Source organism: Pseudomonas sp. 3MAES_34.3B, assembly GCF_058145875.1.
Genome location: NZ_CM176960.1, coordinates 3890319 through 3913425 on the forward strand (window position 1 = coordinate 3890319; position 23107 = coordinate 3913425).

Annotated in this window: 27 protein-coding genes and 1 tRNA gene; 10 read left to right on the top strand and 18 right to left on the bottom strand. The window is 62.2% G+C overall.

The features are described from left to right. Positions 1-66 precede the first annotated feature (66 nt). Positions 67-142, top strand: a tRNA-Asn gene (locus AC3Z8Y_RS17205). A gap of 103 nt (positions 143-245) precedes the next feature. On the opposite strand, the gene AC3Z8Y_RS17210 is transcribed toward AC3Z8Y_RS17205, so the two are convergent. Further along, complete coding sequence (locus AC3Z8Y_RS17210; RefSeq protein WP_490086850.1) at positions 246-1775, bottom strand: Fic family protein; 1530 nt, start codon at positions 1773-1775, stop codon at positions 246-248. A gap of 242 nt (positions 1776-2017) precedes the next feature. On the opposite strand from AC3Z8Y_RS17210, the gene AC3Z8Y_RS17215 reads away from it, so the two are divergent. Beyond that, a complete protein-coding gene (locus tag AC3Z8Y_RS17215; protein ID WP_490086851.1) occupies positions 2018-2395 on the top strand; it encodes a COG4315 family predicted lipoprotein in 378 nt (125 codons plus the stop codon). 3 nt (positions 2396-2398) lie between these two features. On the opposite strand, the gene AC3Z8Y_RS17220 is transcribed toward AC3Z8Y_RS17215, so the two are convergent. The 4 genes from AC3Z8Y_RS17220 to AC3Z8Y_RS17235 form a co-directional block, all read right to left on the bottom strand. Further along, positions 2399-2959 carry a DUF1285 domain-containing protein gene (locus AC3Z8Y_RS17220; protein ID WP_490086852.1) on the bottom strand — a complete coding sequence of 187 codons (561 nt, stop codon included), beginning with the start codon at positions 2957-2959 and terminating at the stop codon, positions 2399-2401. Between the two features lie 9 nt (positions 2960-2968). Beyond that, complete coding sequence (locus tag AC3Z8Y_RS17225) at positions 2969-3571, bottom strand: DUF4823 domain-containing protein (RefSeq protein WP_490086853.1); 603 nt, start codon at positions 3569-3571, stop codon at positions 2969-2971. 79 nt (positions 3572-3650) lie between these two features. After that, complete coding sequence (locus AC3Z8Y_RS17230) at positions 3651-3935, bottom strand: DUF1145 domain-containing protein (RefSeq protein WP_490086854.1); 285 nt, start codon at positions 3933-3935, stop codon at positions 3651-3653. Between the two features lie 66 nt (positions 3936-4001). Beyond that, the gene (locus tag AC3Z8Y_RS17235) at positions 4002-4736 is read right to left on the bottom strand and encodes a PA1041 family peptidoglycan-binding anchor lipoprotein (RefSeq protein WP_181111640.1); all 735 of its coding nucleotides are present in this window, start codon (positions 4734-4736) and stop codon (positions 4002-4004) included. 150 nt (positions 4737-4886) lie between these two features. On the opposite strand from AC3Z8Y_RS17235, the gene AC3Z8Y_RS17240 reads away from it, so the two are divergent. Together AC3Z8Y_RS17240 and AC3Z8Y_RS17245 are read left to right on the top strand one after the other, a co-directional pair. Next, positions 4887-5378, top strand: a complete 492-nt coding sequence (locus tag AC3Z8Y_RS17240; protein ID WP_181111639.1) for a DUF6231 family protein — start codon at positions 4887-4889, stop codon at positions 5376-5378. Positions 5379-5383: 5 nt separating this feature from the next. Next, the gene (locus AC3Z8Y_RS17245) at positions 5384-5857 is read left to right on the top strand and encodes a YchJ family protein (protein WP_490086855.1); all 474 of its coding nucleotides are present in this window, start codon (positions 5384-5386) and stop codon (positions 5855-5857) included. Positions 5858-5861: 4 nt separating this feature from the next. On the opposite strand, the gene AC3Z8Y_RS17250 is transcribed toward AC3Z8Y_RS17245, so the two are convergent. Further along, positions 5862-6386 carry a hypothetical protein gene (locus tag AC3Z8Y_RS17250; RefSeq protein ID WP_490086856.1) on the bottom strand — a complete coding sequence of 175 codons (525 nt, stop codon included), beginning with the start codon at positions 6384-6386 and terminating at the stop codon, positions 5862-5864. Positions 6387-6492: 106 nt separating this feature from the next. Between AC3Z8Y_RS17250 and AC3Z8Y_RS17255 the strand changes: the two genes are divergently transcribed. Together AC3Z8Y_RS17255 and AC3Z8Y_RS17260 are read left to right on the top strand one after the other, a co-directional pair. Beyond that, positions 6493-6978, top strand: a complete 486-nt coding sequence (locus tag AC3Z8Y_RS17255; protein ID WP_490086857.1) for an LEA/WHy family protein — start codon at positions 6493-6495, stop codon at positions 6976-6978. A gap of 5 nt (positions 6979-6983) precedes the next feature. Further along, positions 6984-7190, top strand: coding sequence for an SEC-C metal-binding domain-containing protein (locus AC3Z8Y_RS17260; RefSeq protein ID WP_181111635.1), 207 nt, complete (start codon positions 6984-6986; stop codon positions 7188-7190). A 122-nt stretch (positions 7191-7312) separates the two neighbouring features. On the opposite strand, the gene AC3Z8Y_RS17265 is transcribed toward AC3Z8Y_RS17260, so the two are convergent. The 5 genes from AC3Z8Y_RS17265 to AC3Z8Y_RS17285 all read right to left on the bottom strand — a co-directional run bounded on the left by AC3Z8Y_RS17265 (position 7313) and on the right by AC3Z8Y_RS17285 (position 11880). Further along, positions 7313-9391 (bottom strand): LTA synthase family protein, encoded by a 2079-nt coding sequence (locus tag AC3Z8Y_RS17265; RefSeq protein ID WP_490086858.1) that lies wholly within the window; start codon positions 9389-9391, stop codon positions 7313-7315. 150 nt (positions 9392-9541) lie between these two features. Then, positions 9542-10402 (bottom strand): polyamine aminopropyltransferase, encoded by an 861-nt coding sequence (gene speE / locus AC3Z8Y_RS17270; RefSeq protein ID WP_490086859.1) that lies wholly within the window; start codon positions 10400-10402, stop codon positions 9542-9544. A gap of 94 nt (positions 10403-10496) precedes the next feature. Then, positions 10497-10685, bottom strand: a complete 189-nt coding sequence (locus AC3Z8Y_RS17275) for a PLDc N-terminal domain-containing protein (protein WP_490086860.1) — start codon at positions 10683-10685, stop codon at positions 10497-10499. Positions 10686-10742: 57 nt separating this feature from the next. Beyond that, positions 10743-11276, bottom strand: a complete 534-nt coding sequence (locus tag AC3Z8Y_RS17280; RefSeq protein WP_490086861.1) for a hypothetical protein — start codon at positions 11274-11276, stop codon at positions 10743-10745. Positions 11277-11358: 82 nt separating this feature from the next. Next, on the bottom strand, positions 11359-11880 hold the full coding sequence (locus AC3Z8Y_RS17285; protein WP_490086862.1) for an ankyrin repeat domain-containing protein: 522 nt from the start codon (positions 11878-11880) through the stop codon (positions 11359-11361). Positions 11881-12197: 317 nt separating this feature from the next. Between AC3Z8Y_RS17285 and AC3Z8Y_RS17290 the strand changes: the two genes are divergently transcribed. Beyond that, complete coding sequence (locus AC3Z8Y_RS17290) at positions 12198-12476, top strand: DUF3509 domain-containing protein (RefSeq protein ID WP_225772556.1); 279 nt, start codon at positions 12198-12200, stop codon at positions 12474-12476. A 93-nt stretch (positions 12477-12569) separates the two neighbouring features. Here the strand turns inward: AC3Z8Y_RS17290 and mtnC are convergent, their stop codons facing one another. Genes mtnC through aroC form a run of 5 tightly spaced genes read right to left on the bottom strand, consistent with a single transcriptional unit; the run spans position 12570 to position 16732 of the window. Next, the gene (gene mtnC, locus AC3Z8Y_RS17295) at positions 12570-13253 is read right to left on the bottom strand and encodes an acireductone synthase (RefSeq protein WP_490086863.1); all 684 of its coding nucleotides are present in this window, start codon (positions 13251-13253) and stop codon (positions 12570-12572) included. Between the two features lie 16 nt (positions 13254-13269). Continuing rightward, positions 13270-13815, bottom strand: coding sequence for a 1,2-dihydroxy-3-keto-5-methylthiopentene dioxygenase (locus AC3Z8Y_RS17300; protein WP_490086864.1), 546 nt, complete (start codon positions 13813-13815; stop codon positions 13270-13272). Positions 13816-13840: 25 nt separating this feature from the next. Beyond that, positions 13841-14455, bottom strand: coding sequence for a methylthioribulose 1-phosphate dehydratase (locus AC3Z8Y_RS17305; RefSeq protein ID WP_181111626.1), 615 nt, complete (start codon positions 14453-14455; stop codon positions 13841-13843). Continuing rightward, positions 14452-15612, bottom strand: a complete 1161-nt coding sequence (locus AC3Z8Y_RS17310; RefSeq protein WP_490086865.1) for an MFS transporter — start codon at positions 15610-15612, stop codon at positions 14452-14454. The genes AC3Z8Y_RS17305 and AC3Z8Y_RS17310 overlap by 4 nt, the downstream gene beginning before the upstream one ends. 25 nt (positions 15613-15637) lie before the next feature. Further along, positions 15638-16732, bottom strand: a complete 1095-nt coding sequence (aroC, locus tag AC3Z8Y_RS17315; protein WP_490086866.1) for a chorismate synthase — start codon at positions 16730-16732, stop codon at positions 15638-15640. 133 nt (positions 16733-16865) lie between these two features. On the opposite strand from aroC, the gene AC3Z8Y_RS17320 reads away from it, so the two are divergent. Together AC3Z8Y_RS17320 and AC3Z8Y_RS17325 are read left to right on the top strand one after the other, a co-directional pair. Next, on the top strand, positions 16866-17822 hold the full coding sequence (locus AC3Z8Y_RS17320) for an alpha/beta hydrolase (protein ID WP_490086867.1): 957 nt from the start codon (positions 16866-16868) through the stop codon (positions 17820-17822). A gap of 59 nt (positions 17823-17881) precedes the next feature. Further along, positions 17882-18670: a hypothetical protein gene (locus tag AC3Z8Y_RS17325; RefSeq protein WP_490086868.1), complete on the top strand. Its 789-nt coding sequence runs from the start codon at positions 17882-17884 to the stop codon at positions 18668-18670. Between the two features lie 298 nt (positions 18671-18968). On the opposite strand, the gene AC3Z8Y_RS17330 is transcribed toward AC3Z8Y_RS17325, so the two are convergent. Then, positions 18969-20072 carry an IS110 family RNA-guided transposase gene (locus tag AC3Z8Y_RS17330; protein ID WP_490086869.1) on the bottom strand — a complete coding sequence of 368 codons (1104 nt, stop codon included), beginning with the start codon at positions 20070-20072 and terminating at the stop codon, positions 18969-18971. Between the two features lie 184 nt (positions 20073-20256). Between AC3Z8Y_RS17330 and AC3Z8Y_RS17335 the strand changes: the two genes are divergently transcribed. Further along, positions 20257-21644, top strand: a protein-coding gene (locus tag AC3Z8Y_RS17335; protein ID WP_490086846.1) for an IS3 family transposase whose coding sequence is annotated in 2 segments (ribosomal slippage) — positions 20257-20773 and positions 20773-21644 — 1389 coding nt in all. Because the reading frame shifts where the segments join, the coding sequence is not laid out codon by codon here. Positions 21645-21984: 340 nt separating this feature from the next. Here the strand turns inward: AC3Z8Y_RS17335 and AC3Z8Y_RS17340 are convergent. Continuing rightward, complete coding sequence (locus tag AC3Z8Y_RS17340) at positions 21985-23088, bottom strand: IS110 family RNA-guided transposase (protein WP_490086869.1); 1104 nt, start codon at positions 23086-23088, stop codon at positions 21985-21987. Positions 23089-23107 lie beyond the last annotated feature (19 nt).

Sequence of the window (23107 nt, forward strand, 5' to 3'; positions counted from 1 at the left end):
AGGGTCCGCATCACCCTCGCGTCCCGTTGACTTCCTCAACGTTATCAGTAAGATAGCCACCGTTGTTCCGCGATAGCTCAGTCGGTAGAGCAAATGACTGTTAATCATTGGGTCCCTGGTTCGAGTCCAGGTCGCGGAGCCAATCAATGTTTCAGAGGCTGCTGTGCTCGCCTTTGAATCCCGAAAAACCCGCCCTTTGTGGCGGGTTTTTTCGTTTTACGGGGCGGGCACCCTGGGCCGCGCCCTCACCCCTTCCAATATTCGAAGGCTGAGCGCACGGCGTCCACGATACGCTCCGCCCGGCGTTCATCCTCAAGTTGCGGGTACGCCTTTTTCAGCTTGCCGGACACTTGCCAGTGGTTTTCCTTGAGTGAGCGAATGATGCGGTTGGCATCCTGGTCGGGCATTTCCAGCACCTCCTTCATCTGCTCCTGAGCCCGCTGGAAGATCATCAGCACACGCGCTTCCTCGGCCATCTCGGTGCGTACGGTATGGGCGACAACCTGAGCCGTGTACAGCACATGTTCCGTAAGGTCCGGGAAACGCCAGGCAAACAGCGCGTCGGCATAATCATCAAACACCAGGTTGCTCAGCGTTCCGTCTGTGTATTGAACAAGCTCGCCGAAGCGGTATGACCCCGCGTAGCGATGCATGAGCGGCCGGGAAAAGACCTCAAGCGTACGGTCATACCGAGCCCGAAAATCAATAGAGCTGATAATTGTCGCCGACACCGGGAGAATCACGCCGTCGGGCACTGCCTTGTCACGGATCAACGTATCGTTGATCAGAAAACGATGAATTCGGCCATTGCCGTCCCGCATGGGGTGGATATACACAAAGCTGAAGGCCAGCGCTGCCGCACGCACCAATGGTTCAGCGCCGCGGGTGACCTCTTCGAATTGTTTGAGCCCTTCCAGAAGCTGCGGGACCTGTTCGAACCCTGGGGCTACGTAATGCACAATGTTCTCGCGCAACGTTGCTTGCCCCACGAAGACCGGTGACCGCCGCAGCCCTAACCCGATTGCATCATGGCCAAGAATACCTGCCTGCAACGTATGCAGGCTGCTGTCGCTCAAGGGGCCTTCGATGTGCCCGCAATACTGGGCGATGACATGGGCAAATCGCTGGATTCTATCGGCCTGATCCGCTTCCTTCTCAATGAGAAAGCTGGCGCGGGACTCCTTGAACGTCAGCCAGCTGGCTGTGCGCATCAGAATGTCGGGCCCGAAATTACGGTTCAGCTCGCGTAACGCTTCGCCCACATCAAACTGCAGTGCTTCCTGAACGGCAATAGTGCGGCGAATCAAAGGGCAGAACCGAGGCGTGCCTGGAAGGTTGTCCTTGATACGCCAGCGCTGTACACGTACCGGCTTGGACCGGGTCAGATAAAGCTCGGACGAAACAGCGTCAACGTAGCTACCGTTGGAAATATCGGGCACATTCAAGCGTTCTTCCGTCAGCCATTCATACAAAAACCCGGCGCGGCGCGCATATTGCCCGAAGGGCGCCTCCCGGCACCATGCCTCGATGGGCCCAGGGCCGGTGACCGCGAACAAGCGGGCAAGGAACTCCAGATGAAGCTCTTCGTACTTGAGCCCAAACTCGAAATGGCCAGAAAAGTCGTCAGTGGGCTGGTAGCTGGAAGGGTAGGTGTTATGAAGCTGCCTTTCGCTTTCACGAACCATACGTGTGGTGCCGATGACGGATTCAACCCGCAGAGGCTGTACAAGGTCGATACTGTACCGATCAGCGAGGGCCTTGAAGCCTACCTGCATGGATGCGTCTCCTACGGACAGCGAAGCGATGAACAGACACCGATGGTAAGCGAAAAATGGTGACTGAGAGATCGAAAACGCTACCGGCCTCGCGAAAACACTACTAAAACGCGGTTTTCCAACGAAAACGTTAACGGACCGCTGCGTTTTCCTGTTGTGCACTGTCCCTCAGGCGGGAATCATAAGCCTGCCCGCGACAATCGCGACGCATGCCTCGCCCTACCTCACAACAGGAGCGCTCCATGAAACGTATCGGTACTTCCGCACTGCTCGCCCTCGCCTGCCTTGCCGGCGTGGCGCAAGCCGCCGGGCCCGCGACTACGGCGAACACCGCCAGCGGCCCTGCATTGGCCGACAGTAAAGGCCAGGTGCTGTACACCTACGACCAAGACATGACCGGTATGTCCATGTGCAATGGCAAATGCGTGGAAAACTGGCCCGCGTTCGTGGCCGAGGATGGCGCCAAGGCCGAAGGCGACTGGTCGCTGGTCAAGCGCGACGATGGCCGCCAGCAGTGGGCGTATAAAGACAAGCCGCTGTACACCTGGAAAAACGACGCCAAGCCAGGCGAGGCCGGTGGCGATAACAAGGGCGGGGTGTGGCACGTGGCCAAGCCCTGACGGTTACGGGGCCTCGCCGAGCGAATAGAACTCGCCGTCGCTCCATACCCCCAGCAGGCGCTGGCCGTTCACCTCTCGGGTAATGGCCAGGTCCACCAGCTGGTAGAACACGTTACGGTGGATCAAGGCTTCGAGGTTGCCCCGCACCGTGATGTAGGGCGCGGGTTCGCCGGTAACGTCGTCAGTGACTACCCGCAATGGGTGCTCGGGCCCTGCGGTAAAACGGTTCTCGACGTTGTCGGTAAAGTGCAGGCGTTGGTGCTCGCCCTCCCCTTCAACCTCCAGGGTAACCGCCACGAAGGGCGCGTCTTCCACGGTGATCCCGACTTTCTCCACCGGGGTCACCAGGAACCATTTGTCCTCGTCCCGTCGCAGAATGGTCGAGAACAGCCGAACCATCGGTTTGCGGCCGATCGGCGTACCGAGGTAATACCAGGTACCGTCGCGGGCGATGCGCATGTCGATGTCGCCGCAAAAGGCCGGGTTCCACAAATGAACCGGGGGCAGCCCCTGCGCCCTGGGGATCTGCCCCAACAAATCATTGACCGTTGCCGCGCCGCTCATGGCGCCTCCTTACTGGCTCATTCCCAACAAGCGCTGAGCGTAGTCCTCGAACGGTGGGCCAAGCAAATCTTCCGGCTTGTTGTTGTGCAGGGTGAGCAAGCCGCCACGGCTGCGAATGGTCGCGGTATCGATCAGGTAGCGGGTGCTGGTTTCGATCAGCATCATTTGAACAACGCCGCTGTCGATGCCCAGGCGGTCGACGGCTTCCTGGTCAGACCACTCGTCCAGGTTACCAATGCGGTCATCGGCACGGGCGAAGCGGGTGTACAGCACATAGTGGGCGCCCACGCCCCGCGCCTCGCTCAAGGCTTGCTCCAGCCCTTCAGGCTGTTCGGCGCGGCGAACCATCGGGAAGTATTCCACGAAGCCACGGAAGGCCTCTTCAGCCACCACATTGGGCCGCGGGTAGGCGCCGCCTGGCGGGACGAACGAGCCCTGGGCGATGTAGATGAACGAGTCGGGCTGCAGCCGGAAATTGGTGGAACGGCGGGTCTGGCTATGATCGAGCACACCGGCATCGCTGAGCTGGTCCCGGGCCACCACGCCCATGTCGCTGACGCTCATGCACCCGCCCAACATCAGCAGCATTACTACTACACACAACCTTTGCATCGTTCTCTCCGAAAGCCGCGACGGAAACCCGGCGAATACTGGAGCCGATGCAGCTTTTGCGCCAGTTCGGGCAAGCCGCTCAGGGTTTGGAAACCAGCGCCGCTTCTCGCACGGAGTGAAGGTGAAAAATACCCAGCAGCAAAATCTGCGTACGGTCCAGCCACCGGTGTGAACGGGACTGTAGCCGCCGGTTGAAAATCATCATTTGGGCGATGTGCAGCAATAGCAGGAAGGCCCCGGCAAGGTTGACCCAGGCCGAAAAAGGCTTTGGAAAAGGAGACAGCAGGTTCAGCACCACCAGCCACCAGAACACCAGTGTGAGGGCTTTGGCGATGCCGACGGCAAGCCCGGCGGGTGAAGTCATTGAGCGTAGCCTCGCGGCGTATCCAGTAGAGCGCTCACTCTACTAAAAAAGCCGCGAGGCGTCCCCTCAGCGGTTCAGGTGCAGTTCCACACGACGGTTCTGCGCACGGCCTTCCGAGGTGCCGTTATCGGCAACCGGCCGGCTTTCGCCGAAGCCTTCGCTGCTGAGCTTGGCTTGAGACACGCCATGCTCGGTCAGGAAGGTCACCACGCTGGCGGCGCGGCGCTCGGACAGCCCCTGGTTGTAGCGATCCGTACCTACGCTATCGGTATGGCCGTCTACCTTCACGCTCACGATGTCCGCCGCTTTCAACCGATCCAGCAACCCGGTCAACTGGCTTTGGGCCTCGGCCGTCAGGTTGGACTTGTCGAACTCGAACAGCACGTCGCCGGCATCGCTCAAGGTAATCACTTCTTCCTTGGGCGGTGGTGGTGGCGCAGGTGGCTCCACGGCCGCTGGCGCCGGCGCTGCCGGAAGCGGGCAACCGTTGTGCGACACGGGCGTACGTGGCGGTGTGCCCGGGCAGCGATCACGGCGGTCGAATACCCCGTCGCCGTCTTCGTCGCCGTCATGTGCGTAACAGATCAATCCTCCGGCGATAGCGCCGGCCAAACCACCGCCGGCCGCCCACGCGCCGCTTTCCAGCGCGCCCAGCCCCGCTCCTGCTACACCCCCGATGGCACTGCAAATGGGCCAGTTCCCTTGGTTGAGCGGCGCAGTACCATCACTGCGCGAAGCACAACCGCTGAGAACACTGCTGACCAGAAGAACGGGCAACAATGCCCGCACGATCATTCTCATCGTTGAAACTCCTGTGTCTCCGGCTGCTGCCGGTATGTGGATTAAAGCCCAAGGCAGTTCACTCTGCCGTAATACAGGCAGATTGATTGCGCACTAGGCGTTAAGGTTCCGGAAGGCTAGTCTTTGTTTCTTGAAAGAGGACCTGAAGCAATGACCGTTTCGACCCATACCCCCCAGGAAGCGCTTGCTGCCCTGCTCGATGCGCAGCAGCCCGCGCGCCTGTTGGTGGTCGCCGCCAGCCGGTTCCCGGCGCTGGATGCCTTTATCGAAGCCCACCCGAACACGCTACTGGGCTTCGCATTGCCGGGGGCTTTGCCGGCGGAACTGGCCGCGGAGCGCTTCGACCTGGCGGTTGTGGTGGACTGCCTGGAACACCTGGATCGCCGCGCGGGGCAGGAGTTGCTGGGCGGCATTCGCAACCTGAACGCAAGCCGGCTGGCGGTACTGGCGGACCTCGCGGCCAGCCCTTGGCGCGAAACCGACTTCTATGCCCTGGCCTTGCAAAAAACCGCCACGTTCAAGCGGGGGGAGCAAACGCTGGGGCTGTTCACCTATGATCTGCGTGAATATAAACAGGCGCCGGATTGGCTCAACGCTCGCTTCTGGGCCAACCCGCAGCACTTCGGTAAATACTGGTGGTAAACAAAATGATAGCGGTATGCCCATGCGGCAGCGGAAGCGTTCTGGACGACTGTTGCGGGCGCTTCCATGGGGACTTCTCGGCGCCGGACGCCCAGCACTTGATGCGCTCGCGCTACACCGCCTACGTGTTGGGCCTGGTGGATTACCTGATCGCGACCACCCTCCCTGCCCAGCAGGCCGGGCTTGATCGCGCAGCCATGGCAGCCTGGAGCGCGCAGGCCATGTGGTTGGGGCTGGAAGTGGAGAATGCCGAGGTGATCGGTGGCAAGCCCGAACACGCGTTCGTGACCTTCACCGCGCGGTGGCACGACGCCGAGGGCGAGCATAGCCACCGTGAGCGTTCGGCGTTCGTGCAGAACGACGGCCGCTGGTATTTCATCGACCCTACCGTGCCGTTGAGCAGTGGCCGAAACGATCCATGCCCGTGTGCAAGCGGGGAGAAATTCAAGAAGTGCTGCGCGGGTTATCTCAGGGGCTGAGCCACTAGGGCGCGAGCTTGAGGTGCGAGGTATCTGGCGGCGGCGGTGCAGGCTGCGTGCTACCTCCACTGCCCAGGTCTGCCCCCACCGGCGCCAGGCTCATCTGGCTGAGGTCTACCCTGGGCGCTGCGGCAGGCGGGGCTTCAGGCTGCATTCTGGCGCCGGCTTCGGCGATGTCGTACGCCGGAGCGTCCACGTCGACAAAGGCCGCCATGTAATTATCCCGCGGGGTTACCTTGGCCCTTGGGCCACGATCAGGCGCTGCAGCTGGCGGCGGTGCCAGGTCGACCGTTTCTATAGCTTCAATCGCACACACCTCGGCCACAGCCCCTGCGCGTTCCAATGCCTGGCGGAAACGCTCCGCGCCCGCAGCATCCAGCTGGCTTTTAAGTATCAGCCGCCGGCCCGAGAACAGTAACTGAACGCGCTCGGCGTCGGCACGGAACAACTGTGCGACGTTGGCCTTCACGGTTTCCACGGACGTACCGGGCAGGCATTCGCCGCTGAAGGCAATTTCGTACAGCGCCATGTTATGTTCTCCTTCAATTGGGCACGGTGTTTCCTGACAGGGTAGCCTCGCACCAGCATTCGTGACCGGGGTTTTGGGCGGATGCACACACCACCGGAGGCAGTAGATGCGATACGCGCACCACACGCTACGGTTGTTTCTGCTGGCCTTGATGCTTGGGCTTGGAGGCTGCTCCACCTGGCTTACCGGCAATTATGACGATCCCGAGGTGCATCTCAAACAGGTTGAGGTGGTGAAGGCCAAGTTGCTGGAGCAGCGCTTTCGCCTGCATTTCGTGATCGACAACCCCAACGATGAAGACCTCCCCATCCGGGGGCTGACCTATAAGGTGAGCCTGGAAGGCCTGCTGCTGGCCGAAGGTGACGATGACAGCTGGTTCAGCGTACGCGCCCACAGCCGCGCCATTCATGTTGTGGAAGTGCGCACCAACCTGTGGGAGCACCTCAAGCCACTGGCGAAATTACTGCGCCACCCGGACCGCCCACTGCAGTATCGGCTGGAGGGGGAACTGCGCACCGGGGTATTATTCGGCCACAACCTTTCCCTGCGGCGAACCGGTGAGATCACCCCCGCAGGCTTGCTTTCGGAGTAGTAGAAATGTCGCAACAACCTCACGTACATGGCCCGGATTGCAACCATGACCATGACCATGATCATCACGCGCATGACCACGGCCATGTGCACGGCCCGCACTGCAACCATGAGCCGCAAGAGCCAGTACGCAACGCCCTGAAGGATGTAGGCCGCAACGACCCTTGCCCCTGTGGCAGCAACAAGAAATTCAAGAAGTGCCACGGCGCCTGAGCTTTGGCGTGACCCTGCTCCGGCTTTGCCAGGTTCCCCAGGGTGAATCACCAACAAGCTGAACCCCAGAAAACACAAACCCCTGCTCATCGGCAGGGGTTTGTTTTACTCGAGCGCGGGTTTTACTCGGTTTTGCTTTGCACCGCGCCGGCGGTGTTGTCCATCAGGCTCTTGGTGGCCGTCTGGATGAACGCGTCCAGCTTGTTGCGCAGCGCGGGAACGTCCGCGGTTTCCGGGATGACCTCAGCCTTGGGATCGTGGCCCAGCGTATAGCGGTAGAGCTTGGGCTCCATGTCGCGGGATTCGATCAGGATGCGGTCGCCGGTCACGATGGCCACGCTCTGCTCGCTGCCCGAGGGCTTGATCACGCCGAAGCCCTGGTCACCCTGTTGCAGGTTGAGCAGGTCCCGGCCCCAGCACTGGTGCTGCGCTTCGCCACCCAGGCGGCCCATGATGGTGGGCACGATGTCGATCTGGGTACCAACGGTGTGGTTGACCGCACCGAACTTGTCCTGGATGCCAGGGGCGATCAACAGCAAGGGCACGTTGAAACGGCTCAGGTCCATCTCGGTCAATTGGCGCTCGTTGCCGAAGCCATGGTCACCCACGATCACGAACAGCGTCTGGTTGTAGTACGGCGACTGCTTGGCTTTCTCGAAGAACTGCCCCAGGGCCCAATCCGAATAGCGCATGGCGGTGAGGTGCTGGTCCAGGTTGCCGCGCCCGGTTACAGGCTCTACTGGAAGGTCTTTGGGCAACGCGTACGGCGTGTGGTTGGACAGCGATTGCAGCAAGGCATAGAACGGCTTGCCCTGGGCGGTCAGCTTGTTCAGTTCTTCGTTGCCTCGGGCAAACATGTCCTGGTCGGACACGCCCCAGGTAGGGTCCGAGAACACCGGGTTCACGAAATCATCGCGGCCGATGAAGGTGGTCATGCCCTGATTGCTGAAGAAGCCCGACTGGTTGTCCCAGGCGAAGTCCCCGTTGTACACGTAGACGTCGTTGTAGTCCCGGGCGCTGAGCATGGCCGGCAAGCCAGAGAGCTTGTGGCTGCCCTCCGGGGTTTGCATCAGGTATTCAAAGCCCGGCAGGTTAGGGAAGCAGCCCATGGTGGCGAACATGCCCTGGTGGGTATGGGTGCCGTTCGAGAAGAAGTGGTCGAACAGCAGGCCTTCCTTGCTGAGCTTGTCGAAATACGGCGTGATGTTGGCGTCGCTGCCCAACGCGCCTACCGAATGCCCGGCGAAGCTCTCCAACAGGATGACCACCACGTTGCGGATCGGCAAGGTATTGCCCGCAGGCGGGGTGAACACCCGGCGAACCGCAGCGCTGTCGGTGTCTACCAGGCGCTCGTTGGCGGTTACCAGCATGTCGCGCACGGTCCGCGTGGCTTGAGCCTGGGGCAGCGTCGCTTGCCAGATATTGTCACGATCCTCCGACATCCGGCTTTTCGCCGCCGTCGCCAGCGTAAGGGTACCGTTGAGGCCCAACTGGTTGGCGAAGTTCGAATCCGTGGTGTAGGCGTCACCCCAGCGCAGGGGTGGGCCTTGGCGCAGCGTGCCGCGCGCGGCGACCACCGCTACCAGAAGCACTACCACGAACACTGCAACGCGCCCGTACCAGGGGGCGCTGGCCCGTGCCATCAGCACAGCGCCGCGAGGGCGGGTAATGCGGTCGATCCCTTTGAACACCAGGCTGAGCAGCCAGGTGACCAGAGCCCAGGCCAGCAGGTAGCGCACCACCGGGTAGCCGTACCAGATCATGCTCATGACCGTTTTAGGGTCTTCCTTCACGTACTGGAACACCAGCCCGTTGAGGCGCTGGTGAAACTCGCGGTAGAAGTCCATTTCCAGCAGCCCGGCGAACAGCACCAGGCTGGAGGTGATGGTGAGCCAGGCCCGGAACACGCCCCGCGCCGCCATCGCCCTGGCGCTGAGGATGGCGAGCAGCAGCGGCACCAGCAGGTACACCACCACGCGAAGGTCGAAGCGCAGGCCGTTGAGGAAGGCTTCGACCAACGCAGACGTGGAGGCGTCGCCTGCGGACTCGAGGTTGTACGCCAGCAGCGCCGCGCGCAGGCCGCTGAGCAGCACCATGATGGCGAGGCCGCTGAGCAGCGTGTAGGCAAGGTGGGATTTCAAGGAAGGGCGCAGTGAGCGCGTGCTCGCGCGTTCCGGGCTCTGGGCATCCAGGGTGGCCATGTTTCGTCAGGTATCCGTACAGGTGGGCGATTAAGAAGCGAGACGGGCGCGGATTTTGCGGTGAAACAGGTGAAAATTCCGTGCAGGCGCGCGCCCGTTGCCGTGGGGCCGCGCCTGCAGGGTCAGCAAAACCCGATCAACCTTTGCCGTTCAATCGTTGCTCGGCTTGTTCACAGCCTGCAGCACGTACTGCGGCAGCGCGAACGCGCCAAGGTGGATCTCCGGGTTGTAGTAACGGGTGACGATGCCGCTGCCGGCGAAGCGAGCCCGCAGGGTTTCCAGCGGCAGCTTGCGGTATTCCGGCCGGGTGGCACCCCACGCGAAGGTCATTGCCCCACCGATATAGGTAGGAACAGCCGCGTGGTAGAAGTGCCAGTCGGTGAACAGCCCGCGCAAGCGGCCAGCGGTGGTACGTACGCCATCCAGCTGCATAAAGGGAGTGCCGTTCTGAGTGACCAGAATCCCGCCTTCGTTCAGGCAACGATGGCATGCCTGATAAAAGTTTTCGGTGAACAAAATTTCACCCGGCCCGATGGGGTCGGTGGAGTCCGAAATGATGACGTCGAACTTTTCTTGAGTGGTGGCCACGAAACGCATGCCGTCGTCGATCACCAGGTTCAGCCGAGGGTCTTCAAACGCGCCGCTGGAGTGGTTGGGCAGGAATTCCTTGCACATCTCCACCACGGTGCCGTCGATTTCCACCATGGTGATGTGTTCAACGCCGGGATGCTTGGCCACTTCGCGGAGCATGCCACCGTCGCCACCCCCGATGATCAGCACCCGACGCGCCGCGCCGTGGGCGAAGATCGGCACGTGAGTGAGCATTTCGTGGTAAATGAATTCGTCGGCTTCGGTGGTCTGGATCACGCCATCCAGGGCCATCACACGGCCCATCACCGGGTTCTGGAAGATCACCAGGTGCTGATGCTCGGTGCGCACCTCGTGCAGCAGCTTCTCCATGCGAAAACGCTGGCCGTAACCTTCGTATAGGGTTTCCTGGTATTCGTTCATATGCATGCCCCCTGCAAATCGACGGCGGCGCGTGGCCGCCGCAAGAAAGGGGCGCATTCTACGACGTAGGCGCCGGCATGGCGAACGGGAGATCTTAGCGAAGATTTCCCCGTGGGCCGAGGATGGCCCAGATGATCAGCCCCAGCACCGGCACGATAGCGATGAGCAGAACCCACAGCACCTTGATGCCCACCTCCTCGCCGCTTTTGAGAACGTGAAGAATCGCCCAGATATCCAGGGCCAGAACGATTAAGCCGAACAGGCCATTGAATGTTGCGCCCATGATCCACTCCGCGGGAAACGTACCGCCGTTAGGTCGCTTCCTGCGGCTGCGGTTCCGTCACTGCGTGGCAGCGCCTGCCTTGAGTGCTTCCAGCGCCGGCGCCGCATGGATACAGGCTTCCTCGCACAGGGAAAGCACGCGCTCGAGGTCGTTCTTGTAGACCAGCACGGCCTGCAGCTCGGTATCCAGCACGCGGCTGAAGTTCAGCAGCACGTAGCCGCCCATCTCGCGGTTCATGCTGGAGAGCTGGACCTGAATCCGGTTGAGGGCAACCAGCGGCTCGACCTTGGCCAGTTGCTTGGGCTTGATATTGAACGGCACGTCTGGCCCGAAAGACCCCATGATCTGCTCGAGCAGTTCCTGATAGCTGTCGGCCTGGAACAGTACGGTATCGGGAAGGCTACCCACTACTACCCATTCGCCGAGCGGGATCGGGAAGCTGTCGTCGTAGTTGATATCCGGGTTCGCCGTCAGAAACGCGTCCGGGTCCGCGTAGGCTTGCGCCGCCTCGGAGGCGATACGAGCGATGTCCTGTTCGGTCATGCAGCCGGAGCTGATGCAGGTGATGAGTTCGGTCAGAAGGCTTTGCATGGGAGGTTCGACTGGGTGGCAAAGCGGCGCAGCATAGCATTTTGGCCCCACTCCGGGGGCCGACCACGCCGCATCCCACAGCCTACATCAGCGACGACAGCTGGGCGATGGTCTCCTGGGCGCCCATGGCACGGGCGGCGCCGAGGGCGTTAACCCCGGCGATGTCGCGGGCATGCAGGTCCGCACCCTGCTCCAGCAGATAGGTGACGAAGGCGGTGCGGTTGAACATGGCAGCCATCATCAGGGCGGTACGGCCATCGGCCGCAGCACCGTTCACCTGGGCGCCATGGCTCACCAGCAACTGCGCCATGTCGAGGTTGCCCTTGAAGGCCGCGCCCGCCAGTGGCAGCTGGTTCTTGTCGTTGGGGATGTTGGCATCGGCCCCCGCTTCCAGCAGCACCCGGGCAGCAGCCAGGTGGCCGTGGTAGCTGGCCAGCATCAGCAAGGTGTCACCATTCTGATTACGCAGGTTGGCAGGCAGTCCTTTTTCGAGAAGCTTGTGCAATGTGTCGGCATCACCATTGCGCGCCACATCGAATACCTGAGCGGCAAATTCGGCGGCTTCGTCGTCGGTCATGACCTGCGGTTGAGTAGTTTCGGACATTACAGGCTCCAGCTGAACAGTGGCTTTAGTGTTCCTCACCGCCAAACCACCGGTCAACAGCCAGTGTAAATAAGGGTTCAAGACGGAATTAATGGGCAAAATGATGTCAAAGGTTGTACGCCCCGCCAAACTGTGATGTCCATCACGCAAAATGCATCGTGCACCAGGCCCTACCTTGCAGTTTGCACGATCACGTAAAAATCCTTCCTAGCGCAAGTGCCTGAAAAGCAAGGCTTTTTGATTTAATTCAAAGTTGGCACATTCACTGCAACCTCCTCTGCATAGCCTGCCCATTGGATATGCCAAGGAGTCGCCAGATGGAATTTCTCCAAGAAAAATTCGCCAGCCTGTTTTCCGAGTATGACGTTGTCACCCAACCCCGCCCGGACGGTGCCGTACTGCTCACGCTGCGCGGTGCTGACGGCCGGCAAACCCGCCGTTCCATCTCCTATTCCCAGCTCAATACCCCGGAACAGCTTTCCTGGGTGATCAGCGCGATCCGCCGCGATCTCGCCGGTGAAGTTAGCCAGCTGCCAGACATTCACCTGCTGCAAAGCCAGAACCGCTTCGCGCTGCCGACTTACCATTCGGTCTGAAACACGCGCTCAAGCGCTATCGAATTTCGCCGCTGACCTTCCCAAAGCCATGTATTAGTGGGAAGGCCAACGGCGAATTTATGTGTGCGGCAATCAGTATGCCGCCACGTCGATACGGTCGAAGCTGTTGACTACAGGGTGATCTGCTTCCAGCGCCCCTTCCCGCGCCAGCCCACAGGTGGCCATCCCAGCTTCGCGCGCTGCGTCCAGTTCAGCGGTTACATCTGACAGGAAAAGGACTTGTTCCGGCGCCACGTCGATCGCGCTGGCGATGGCCCGGTAGCTCTGAGCATCCCGCTTGCCGCCACTGGTGGTGTCGAAATATCCGCTGAACAGCCCGGTAAGGTCGCCCGCTTCGGAACAGCCGAAGATCAACTTCTGCGCCTGGATCGACCCCGATGAATAGACATACAAGCGGTAGCCCTCGGCATGCCACTGCTTCAGCGCAGCGACAGCATCCGGATACACGTGCCCTTTGAGCTCCCCGCTTTCATAACCTTTCTGCCACACCTGCCCCTGCAAGGCTTTCAGCGGCGTGGCTTTGCGGTCCTCGCGCATCCAGCCAAGAAGGATGTCGATGACCCGGTCGAGGTCGGCACCAGGTTCGCCCGCCTCCGCACGAACGGCTTCGATCTGCACGGCCACTTCGGGGGCCGCCTGGTGTTCGCGGATAAAGCCGGGCAAGCGGCTGGCGGCGAAGGGAAACAGCACGTCATACACAAAACTGACTGCGCTGGTGGTGCCCTCGATGTCAGTGAGGATGGCCTTGATCGGCATGTGAGAAAGATCCTTGTCAGTCATCCAGGCGAGGGAAGCGTTGGGCAATAGGCTCGCCGGTGAACTTCGCCACCCAGCCTTCGGCATTGTTGAAGAGGCGGATCGCCACAAAGTGCGGATGCTCGCCCATGTCGAACCAGTGCGGGGTACCGGCAGGTACCGAGATCAAATCATTCTTCTCGCACAGCACGGCGTACACATAGTCGTCGATATGCAGGGTGAACAACCCGCGCCCGGCCACGAAGAAACGCACCTCGTCTTCGCCATGGCGGTGCTCTTCGAGAAACTTCGCGCGCAAGGCAGCCTTGTCGGGGTGGTCGCTGTTGAGGCTGATCACGTCCACCGTGATATAGCCGCAATCGGTCATCAGCCGGTCGATCTGCTCCCGGTAGGCCTCGACGACCGCTTCCTGGCTGGCGCCGGGCTGGATCGGTGCCGAGGCCTGCCAGCGCTCGAAGCGCACGCCGTGCTCGGCCAGGGTGGCGGCGATGTCCTCAATATGGGTGAGCACCTTGTTCGGAATGTCCGGGGTACTTTCGTGGTAAACGGTCAGGCAGCTCATCAGGCGGCTCCTCGCAACGGCGGTATCAACGCACCGCGCGCAGTTTCAATTCACATTCGAACAGGAACTCGAACGCTTCCACCTGGCGCAAGGCGTCTTGCATGCTCGCCCCCCAGGTATACAGGCCGTGGCCACGGATCAGATAGCCAACGCAATCGGGGTTCGCGTCCAGCCAAGGCTGCACCTTCGAGGCCAGGCGGGCGATGTCCTGGTCATTCTCGAACACCGGCACCAGCACCCGGCTTTCGTGGGTGGCTATCCCGCTGAAGGCTTTTTGCAGCTCGTAGTCCTCGAACACCAGGTGTGGCCCCTGGGTAATGCGCGAGAGCACGGTGGCGTTTACCGAATGGGTGTGCAACACGGCATTGATGCGCGCGTCGCAGTTGTACAGCTGGGTATGGAGCAGGGTTTCCGCCGAGGGGCGCTTGCCAGGTTCCAGGCTGTTGCCCTGCATGTCGGTCGCCAGCACGTCTTCCAGGCCCAGTTGGCCCTTGTGCTTGCCCGACACGGTAAGCAGCGCCTCGCTGGCCGAAAGCCGGGCCGAGTAGTTGCTGCTGGTGGCGGGAGACCAACCACGGGAATAAAGGAAACGGCCGGCGTCGATGATCTGCCGGGCCAGGGTATCGCGATCCGGGATCATACCGGCTCCTTATGCGTGAATAGAACGATCATAACCGCTGCCGCCACCGCGGCGATGCTGGCCAGTGCAAAGGTGCCAAACGGCCCGATGGCTTGCCAGGCATAACCCGAGTACACCGCGCCCAACGCGCCGCCGACCCCGGCGAGCGCCGCATACAACGCCTGCCCCTGGCCTTGGTAACGCAAGCCGAAGGTAACCCGTACCTTTTGCACGGCGGCGGCATGGAAGCTGCCAAAGGTGGCGGCGTGCAACACCTGGGCAACCAGCAGCACCCAGAGCTCACCCGCCAGCCCACCCAGCAGCAGCCAGCGAACCGCGGCCAGGGCGAAACTGACAGCCAGCACCGTGTTCACCGACCAGCGCGCCAACAGCCGAGCCATGGCCAGGAACATCAGCACTTCGGCCACCACGCCCAAGGCCCAGCACAGCCCGATGGCGACGGCGCTGTACCCCAACTGCGCCAGATGAATACTGAAGAAGGTGTAATAAGGCCCGTGGCTGAGCTGCATCAGGCCCACGCAGAGGTAGAAGGTAATCACCCCGGGTTGGCGTAGCCGAGCGAGAAAGCCATCGCCCGGCGGTGGCGCGCTGGTTTCATCCGCCTCACGTGCCGGGGCCGGGACCCAACTGCTGGCCAGGAGAATCCCGGCCATGATGATCATCACCGTCACCGGGTAGCTGCCCATGCCGCGCAGCTCGAACCAGCGCCCCAGCAGAATGACCGCTGCGATAAAACCTACCGAGCCCCACAAGCGCACCTGCCCGTAACGGGTAGGCTGTTGCCGCAGGTGGGCCAGGGTAATCACCTCGAACTGCGGCAATACCGCATGCCAGAAAAATGCATGCAGGGCCATGACCAGCGCCAGCCATGCGTAACTTTGGCTCACCAGCACCAGGCTGAAGCCCAGCAGCGTGGCCGCCGCGCCCAGCCGTACAATTCGCAGGCGATGGCCGCTGCGGTCACCCAGCCAGCCCCACAGGTGTGGCGCGATGCAGCGCATCACCATGGGAATTGCCACCAGTTCGCCGATGCGTGCTGGGGCGAACCCCAGGTAGGCGAACCAGGGTGCCAAGAAGGGCGCGGTCGCCCCCAGCAACGCAAAGTAGAACAGGTAGAAGCCGGACAACCGCCAGTACGGCACCGCCACGCCGGTCACGCCCGACCGGCCGCCTGAGGTGACGTCATGCGTTCTGGCCCAGCACCGGCGTGCTCACCTGTACGTCAGCGTTCTGGCCACGGTGGCGCAGCAGGTGGTCCATCAGCACGATAGCCATCATGGCTTCGGCGATAGGCGTGGCACGGATGCCCACGCAGGGGTCGTGGCGGCCTTTGGTAATCATGTCCACCGGTTGCCCGCTGGCATCGATGGATTGGCCCGGCGTGGTGATGCTGGAGGTAGGCTTGAGCGCCAGGTGCGCGATGATCGGCTGGCCCGAGGAGATGCCACCCAGGATGCCACCCGCGTTGTTGCCTACAAAACCTTCCGGGGTGAGCGCATCGCGATGCTCGCTGCCGCGTTGGGCCACGCTGGCGAAACCGGCGCCGATTTCCACGCCTTTTACGGCATTGATGCTCATAAGGGCATGGGCAAGTTCGGCGTCCAGGCGATCGAAGATCGGCTCGCCGAGCCCTGGCATCACGCCGTCGGCGACTACAGTGATTTTCGCGCCGATGGAATCCTGGTCACGGCGCAGCTGGTCCATGTACGCCTCCAGCTCCGGCACCTTGGCGGGGTCGGGGCAGAAGAAGGCGTTCTGCTCCACCGCATCCCAGCTCACGAAGGGAATCTCGATGGGGCCCAGCTGGCTCATGTAGCCGCGCACCTGAATGCCCCGGGTGGCGAGGTATTTCTTGGCGATGGCGCCGGCGGCCACGCGCATGGCGGTTTCCCGCGCCGAGCTGCGACCGCCCCCACGGTAGTCGCGCACGCCGTATTTATGGTGATAGGTGTAGTCGGCATGGGCTGGACGGAACACGTCCTTGATGGCCGAATAGTCCTTGCTCTTCTGGTCCGTGTTGCGGATCAACAGGCCAATCGGCGTGCCGGTGGTTCGGCCTTCGAACACGCCGGAGAGGATTTCCACTTTATCGGCTTCCTGCCGCTGCGTCGTGTGGCGGCTGGTGCCGGGCTTGCGGCGGTCCAGGTCCTGCTGCAGGTCGGTAATGTCCAGCGGCAGGCCTGGTGGGCAACCGTCGACAATGGCCAGCAAGCCAGGGCCATGGCTTTCGCCTGCGGTGGTAACGGTGAACAGCTTGCCGAAGGTATTGCCAGACATGCGAGACGCTCCGCGAGATGAATCTGGATGAAACATGGGGCCGGCCAGTATACGCAGGGTGGCAAGGCAGTTCACCCTCTCACGAACCCTGCCGGGCCGCTTCGGTCCAACCTTCCTCCTGCCCATATGGTTGATGAAGTTGCGCTTTCCTATCCTCCTTGCTGCCCTGTTCACCTTCTTCGCCCATGCGGCGTCCGGCTCCATCCTGCAACGGCCTATCGACCTGGACACCGGCAGCGGCACTTTGCATGGCAGCCTGCTGCTGCCCCGCTCCACCAGCCCGGTACCGGTTGTACTGATGATTTCCGGCTCTGGCGCCACCGATCGGGACGGCAACAATGCCGACGCCGGGCGCACCGACAGCCTGAAGAAGCTGGCCTGGGCCCTGGCCCGCGCCGGGATTGCCAGCGTGCGCTACGACAAACGCGGCGTTGCCAGCGGGCTGCCCCTCGCCCCTGACGAACGCAGCCTGAGCGTTGAAGGGTACGTGGCGGATGCAGTGGCCTGGGCGCGACAACTCTCCGCTGACCCGCGTTTCGGCCCGCTTACCTTGCTGGGCCACAGCGAGGGAGCACTGATTGCCACGCTGGCCGCCCCGAATACCAAAGCAACAGGGTTGATCTCTCTGGCGGGCAGCGGCCGGCCTATCGACCTGGTGCTGCGAGAGCAACTGCGCGAGCGCCTGCCGCCGGACCTTTATGCCCGTAGCGAACAATTGCTCGACGAACTCAAAGCCGGCCAACTGGACGAGCAAGTGCCCGCGCCTTTGCAGGTGGTGTTCCGGCCTAGTGTTCAGCCTTATCTGGTATCGCTGTTCCGACAGAACCCGGCCCAGGCCTTTGGCGCGCTGGAGATCCCCGCCCTGGTGGTGCAGGGGGAGCACGATATTCAGGTGAGCGTGGCCGACGCCGACGCCCTGGTTGCGGCCAACCCGAAGGCGCGCAAGGTGCTGATCCCTGGCATGAACCATGTGCTGCGCATCGTCCCCATGGACCTGAAGCAGCAGGTTGCCTCGTATGACAACCCCGACCTGCCGCTGGCAGCCGGGCTGGCGCGGGAGCTGGCAGGGTTCATCAAAGCGAACCGCTGAGTGATGCTTCAGGATTTGTATCGGTGGCCGATACCTTGCCAAGAGAGAGGATCGCCGATATGTCTGAAACCCTTTTATCCGAGGCAGCGGCCGCTGCCGATGCCGCCCCGCCCGCCGTGGAAATGCCGTGGGGCGAGGTCGCCACCGAGCACCATGAACTGCTGCGCCTGGCCGCCTTGCCAACCGACCGCACCACGGGCCCCCGCCCCCTGCGCTTCGTACAATACGGCTGGGCCGAGCGCCACAGCGAACGCTGCAGCCTGTTGCGCCTGAGCATCGCGCTGCCCGGCCAGCACGTACGCAAGGAACAGAACTGCCTGGATGTGTGGGCGGACCACCTTGAACGGCGCGTGTGGAGCATCCCGGACGTTCTCAGCACCGAGCCGGCAAACCGCGGCCTGGGGCGCTTCATGCTGGCGCAGGCGGCTGCCTGGGCCAAAGCCCGCTGGCCTGAATACCGTATCGACAGCGCAGAGTTGCCCAACCGCGATGCCTTGGTGGAAGGCACTCGCCTGCGCCGCGATCACGTGCTGCGCACCCACGGCCTGGACGTGGAATACGCCGATGCCCAGCACCTGAAGGGCAGCTACAAAGCCACCCGCGTGAGCGCCCTGCTCACCGACTGGAATGGCGACAAGCTGCAGCGGGTGAACGTGATGGAAAGCGCAACAATGCTGCAAATGGCCGACAAGGCCCTGCAGGAGCAAGAGGTGAAGCTGCGCAAACAGGAAGAGCGGATCGGCAAGTACCGCCGTGAAGATGGCAGCCTGCGTTTCACCATTGCCTGCCTGATTGCCTTTGCCGTGTTCCAGGCCGCGTTGCTAATCTGGATTGCTACCCATCGGTAGCCATGTGGCGCGCTCTTCGCGAGCTACGCCTTCGGCTTCGCCCGGCTCCTATGTATGGACTCGCCCCCACTGTCTACCCGCTTTTAACATTCTGCCCGGCTGCATCTATGTATCAGGCCTTTCGAGGAAGCCGGCTTCGGCTTCGGGCCAACATTTGGTGAGCACGCGGTATGCCGATTACATTCAGGCCTCGAAGGCCGGTAGGAGCCAAGGCATCTATCCGCGTCGGTCTGACCTGGGGTAAATGTTTGTCAGCAGGGACAGGCGCTTGCGCGCCGCGGTGGCAGAACTCGGTGGATCAGAGACTTGCCGCCGCGTGCTGGCTTGTGGCCGGTTGGCGGCAGTAGGTCTGTTCATTCTGTAGCAGCACCCAGAGGATGCGCAGGTTGCGGTTGGCCAGGCGCACCGCCGCCTCCTTCTGGCCCAGGCGGCTGAGCCAGTTGAGCAGGCGCCGATCATCCGGGTGGGGCGAATCTGGCTTTATCTGCCTGAGCACACTATGTGAGCCCTGGATCATCAGGCTGCGCAGGTAGCCGTCGCCGCGCTTGTTCATCTTGCCCAGGCGCACTTTCTCGCCGCTGCTGCGCTGTTCCGGCACCAGGCCGAAATAGGCAGCGAACTGGCGCGCATTGGCGAAGCGTTCAGGTTCGGTCTGCTTGGCCAGCAGCGCCGTGGCGATGATCGGCCCCACGCCGCGCACCGTCATCAGCCGTTTGGCCGTCTTGTCCGCGTTCGCCGCCGCTTCCAGGCGCCCGGTGAGGACGTTGATGCGCTCGCCCAGGTGTCGCCATTCAGCCAGCAACTCGTCGATCAGCTCACGCAGCAGGTCAGGCAGCGGTTGGGTGGCATCCTCCAGCACCAGCGGGACCTTCTGGCTGATCGCCGCCTCGCCCTGGGCCAGCGCCACGCCATGCTCGAGCAACAGCCCCCGCATCTGATTGCTCAGTGCCGTACGCCGGCGGATGTAACCCTGCCGGGCGCGGTGCAGTGCCTGCATGGCCAGGGCGGCGGCGCTTTTGATGGGCACGGCGTGGATGTTGCTGTCGCGCCCGGCGCGCAGGATGGCCAGCGCGTCGTTGCGGTCGCTCTTGGCGCCGCTACGATGGTTGGCCACCAGCTTGGCCGGCAGGATTCGCGCCAGATTGCCCTGCTTTTGCAGCTGCAGCGCCCAGGCCTGAGCGCCAGGGCCGGTTTCCACCAGCACCGTGACGTGCGGCGACAGCTGGCAAAGGAAAGCATAAAAGGCTTCGCGCGATTTGATCCGCTGTTCGAAGCGCACCTGCCCCAGGGCGTCTTCCCCTGCCACCTGGAACACCCGCTTGGCCAGGTCGACCGCCACGGTGGTACAGGCGGACCAATCGGTGGAAGACAAAGGTTGTGGGACCGTCGTATGCTTTTTCATGGACTCGCCCTCGCTGTCGTTGGCTGTTTAGACTGCCACCGTGGCGCACTGACGCCTCGGCCAGGGCGAGTCCATGAAATTACACCCGCACTGTTCAGCCTGTGGGAAGCGGCGGGGCCGGCCACCCGGCGAAGTGAGGCGCGCCCTAGAAGTTGGACATCCATCCAACCTCTGGGGTGTATTCATGAGCAAGTACAGTACGCAGTTCAAGCTTTCAGCGATCGGCGCCTTCCTCTCTGGGGCCTACGGTTTTCGCCGCGTTGGCGCCGACTTCGGCGTTGATCCCACGCTGCTGCGCCGCTGGATTGCGGCCTATAGGCAACATGGCGAACAGGGTGTCACGCCGCGTGCGCGCCAGTCGTACACCACCGAATTCAAGCTGATGGTACTGCAAACGAAGTGGCGCGATCACCTATCGCTTCGAGAGGTCGCGGCCCTGTTCAACCTCGGCTGTTCCAGCCAGGTGGGCAGATGGGAGCGTGAGTACTACAGTAGCGCCATCGAAGCCCCGCGCCCGGGGCCCCAGGAATTGCCTGTTGTCATGTCCAAGCCGAAATTTCCAAAACCCCAGACGCCCCTTCCATCCGAGTCGATCAAGGATGAAGACCTGACCCATGACCAGTTGCTGGCCAGGCTGTACCAGGCTCGGGTGGAGAACGCTTACCTAAAAAAGTTGAAGGCGTTAAGGGAGGAAAAGGAAAGGCAGGCGGCAGCCGGGAAGAAAAAGCCCGGATAGTCACCGCGCTGCGGTCGGACTTTGACCTTGATGCGCTGCTCAAGGCGGCCGGGCTGGCGCGCAGCACCTACTACTACCAACTCAAGGCGATTGCTGCCGGGGACATGAGCGCCCCGCTGAAAGCTGCGATCCAGAGCATTCAGGATCAGCACAAGGGCCGATACGGCTACCGCCGCGTGACCGCGACCCTGCGTCACGACGGGCAGCTGGTCAACAGCAAGAAAGTGCGTCGGCTGATGGGCGAGATGGGGCTTCAATGCAAGGTACGACCCAAGCGGTACAAGTCGTACAACGGCCTGATAGGGGTAGCCGCGCCCAACCTGCTGGCCCGGAATTTCAAGGCCGAGGCGCCGAATCAGAAGTGGGTGACCGACGTGACCGAGTTCAAGGTGGGCAGTGAAAAGCTGTACCTGTCGCCCGTGCTGGACTTGTACAACGGCGAGATCGTGGCCTATCAGCTCGCCGAACGCCCACAGTATGCGCTGGTGGGGCAAATGTTGGAGCAGGCTCTGAAGCGCTTGCCGGACGGTGCCACGCCGCTGCTGCACTCGGATCAGGGCTGGCACTACCGCTATCAGGAGTACCGCGACCGGCTACAGGCAGCGGGTCTGGAACAGAGCATGTCGCGCAAAGGTAACTGCTTGGACAACGCGGCCATGGAAAGTTTTTTCGGCACGCTCAAGACGGAGTTCTTCTACCGGGAGCGCTTTACCAGCATCGATCAGCTATGGACGGCGATTGAGGAATACATTCACTATTACAATCATTACCGCATCAAGATGAAGCTCGACGGCCTGAGCCCTGTGGCGTACAGGACCCAGGCCGCAGCAGCCTGATTTACTCGTCCAACTTTATGGGCGCATGCCAAAGCTCGCGAATAGATTTCGCCCTTATTCGCGAGCTACGCCTTCGGCTTCGCCCGGCTCCTATGTATGGACTCGCCCCCACTGTCTACCCGCTTTTAACATTCTGCCCGGCTGCATCTATGTATCAGGCCTTTCGAGGAAGCCGGCTTCGGCTTCGGGCCAACATTTGGTGAGCACGCGGTATGCCGATTACATTCAGGCCTCGAAGGCCGGTAGGAGCCAAGGCATCTATCCGCGTCGGTCTGACCTGGGGTAAATGTTTGTCAGCAGGGACAGGCGCTTGCGCGCCGCGGTGGCAGAACTCGGTGGATCAGAGACTTGCCGCCGCGTGCTGGCTTGTGGCCGGTTGGCGGCAGTAGGTCTGTTCATTCTGTAGCAGCACCCAGAGGATGCGCAGGTTGCGGTTGGCCAGGCGCACCGCCGCCTCCTTCTGGCCCAGGCGGCTGAGCCAGTTGAGCAGGCGCCGATCATCCGGGTGGGGCGAATCTGGCTTTATCTGCCTGAGCACACTATGTGAGCCCTGGATCATCAGGCTGCGCAGGTAGCCGTCGCCGCGCTTGTTCATCTTGCCCAGGCGCACTTTCTCGCCGCTGCTGCGCTGTTCCGGCACCAGGCCGAAATAGGCAGCGAACTGGCGCGCATTGGCGAAGCGTTCAGGTTCGGTCTGCTTGGCCAGCAGCGCCGTGGCGATGATCGGCCCCACGCCGCGCACCGTCATCAGCCGTTTGGCCGTCTTGTCCGCGTTCGCCGCCGCTTCCAGGCGCCCGGTGAGGACGTTGATGCGCTCGCCCAGGTGTCGCCATTCAGCCAGCAACTCGTCGATCAGCTCACGCAGCAGGTCAGGCAGCGGTTGGGTGGCATCCTCCAGCACCAGCGGGACCTTCTGGCTGATCGCCGCCTCGCCCTGGGCCAGCGCCACGCCATGCTCGAGCAACAGCCCCCGCATCTGATTGCTCAGTGCCGTACGCCGGCGGATGTAACCCTGCCGGGCGCGGTGCAGTGCCTGCATGGCCAGGGCGGCGGCGCTTTTGATGGGCACGGCGTGGATGTTGCTGTCGCGCCCGGCGCGCAGGATGGCCAGCGCGTCGTTGCGGTCGCTCTTGGCGCCGCTACGATGGTTGGCCACCAGCTTGGCCGGCAGGATTCGCGCCAGATTGCCCTGCTTTTGCAGCTGCAGCGCCCAGGCCTGAGCGCCAGGGCCGGTTTCCACCAGCACCGTGACGTGCGGCGACAGCTGGCAAAGGAAAGCATAAAAGGCTTCGCGCGATTTGATCCGCTGTTCGAAGCGCACCTGCCCCAGGGCGTCTTCCCCTGCCACCTGGAACACCCGCTTGGCCAGGTCGACCGCCACGGTGGTACAGGCGGACCAATCGGTGGAAGACAAAGGTTGTGGGACCGTCGTATGCTTTTTCATGGACTCGCCCTCGCTGTCG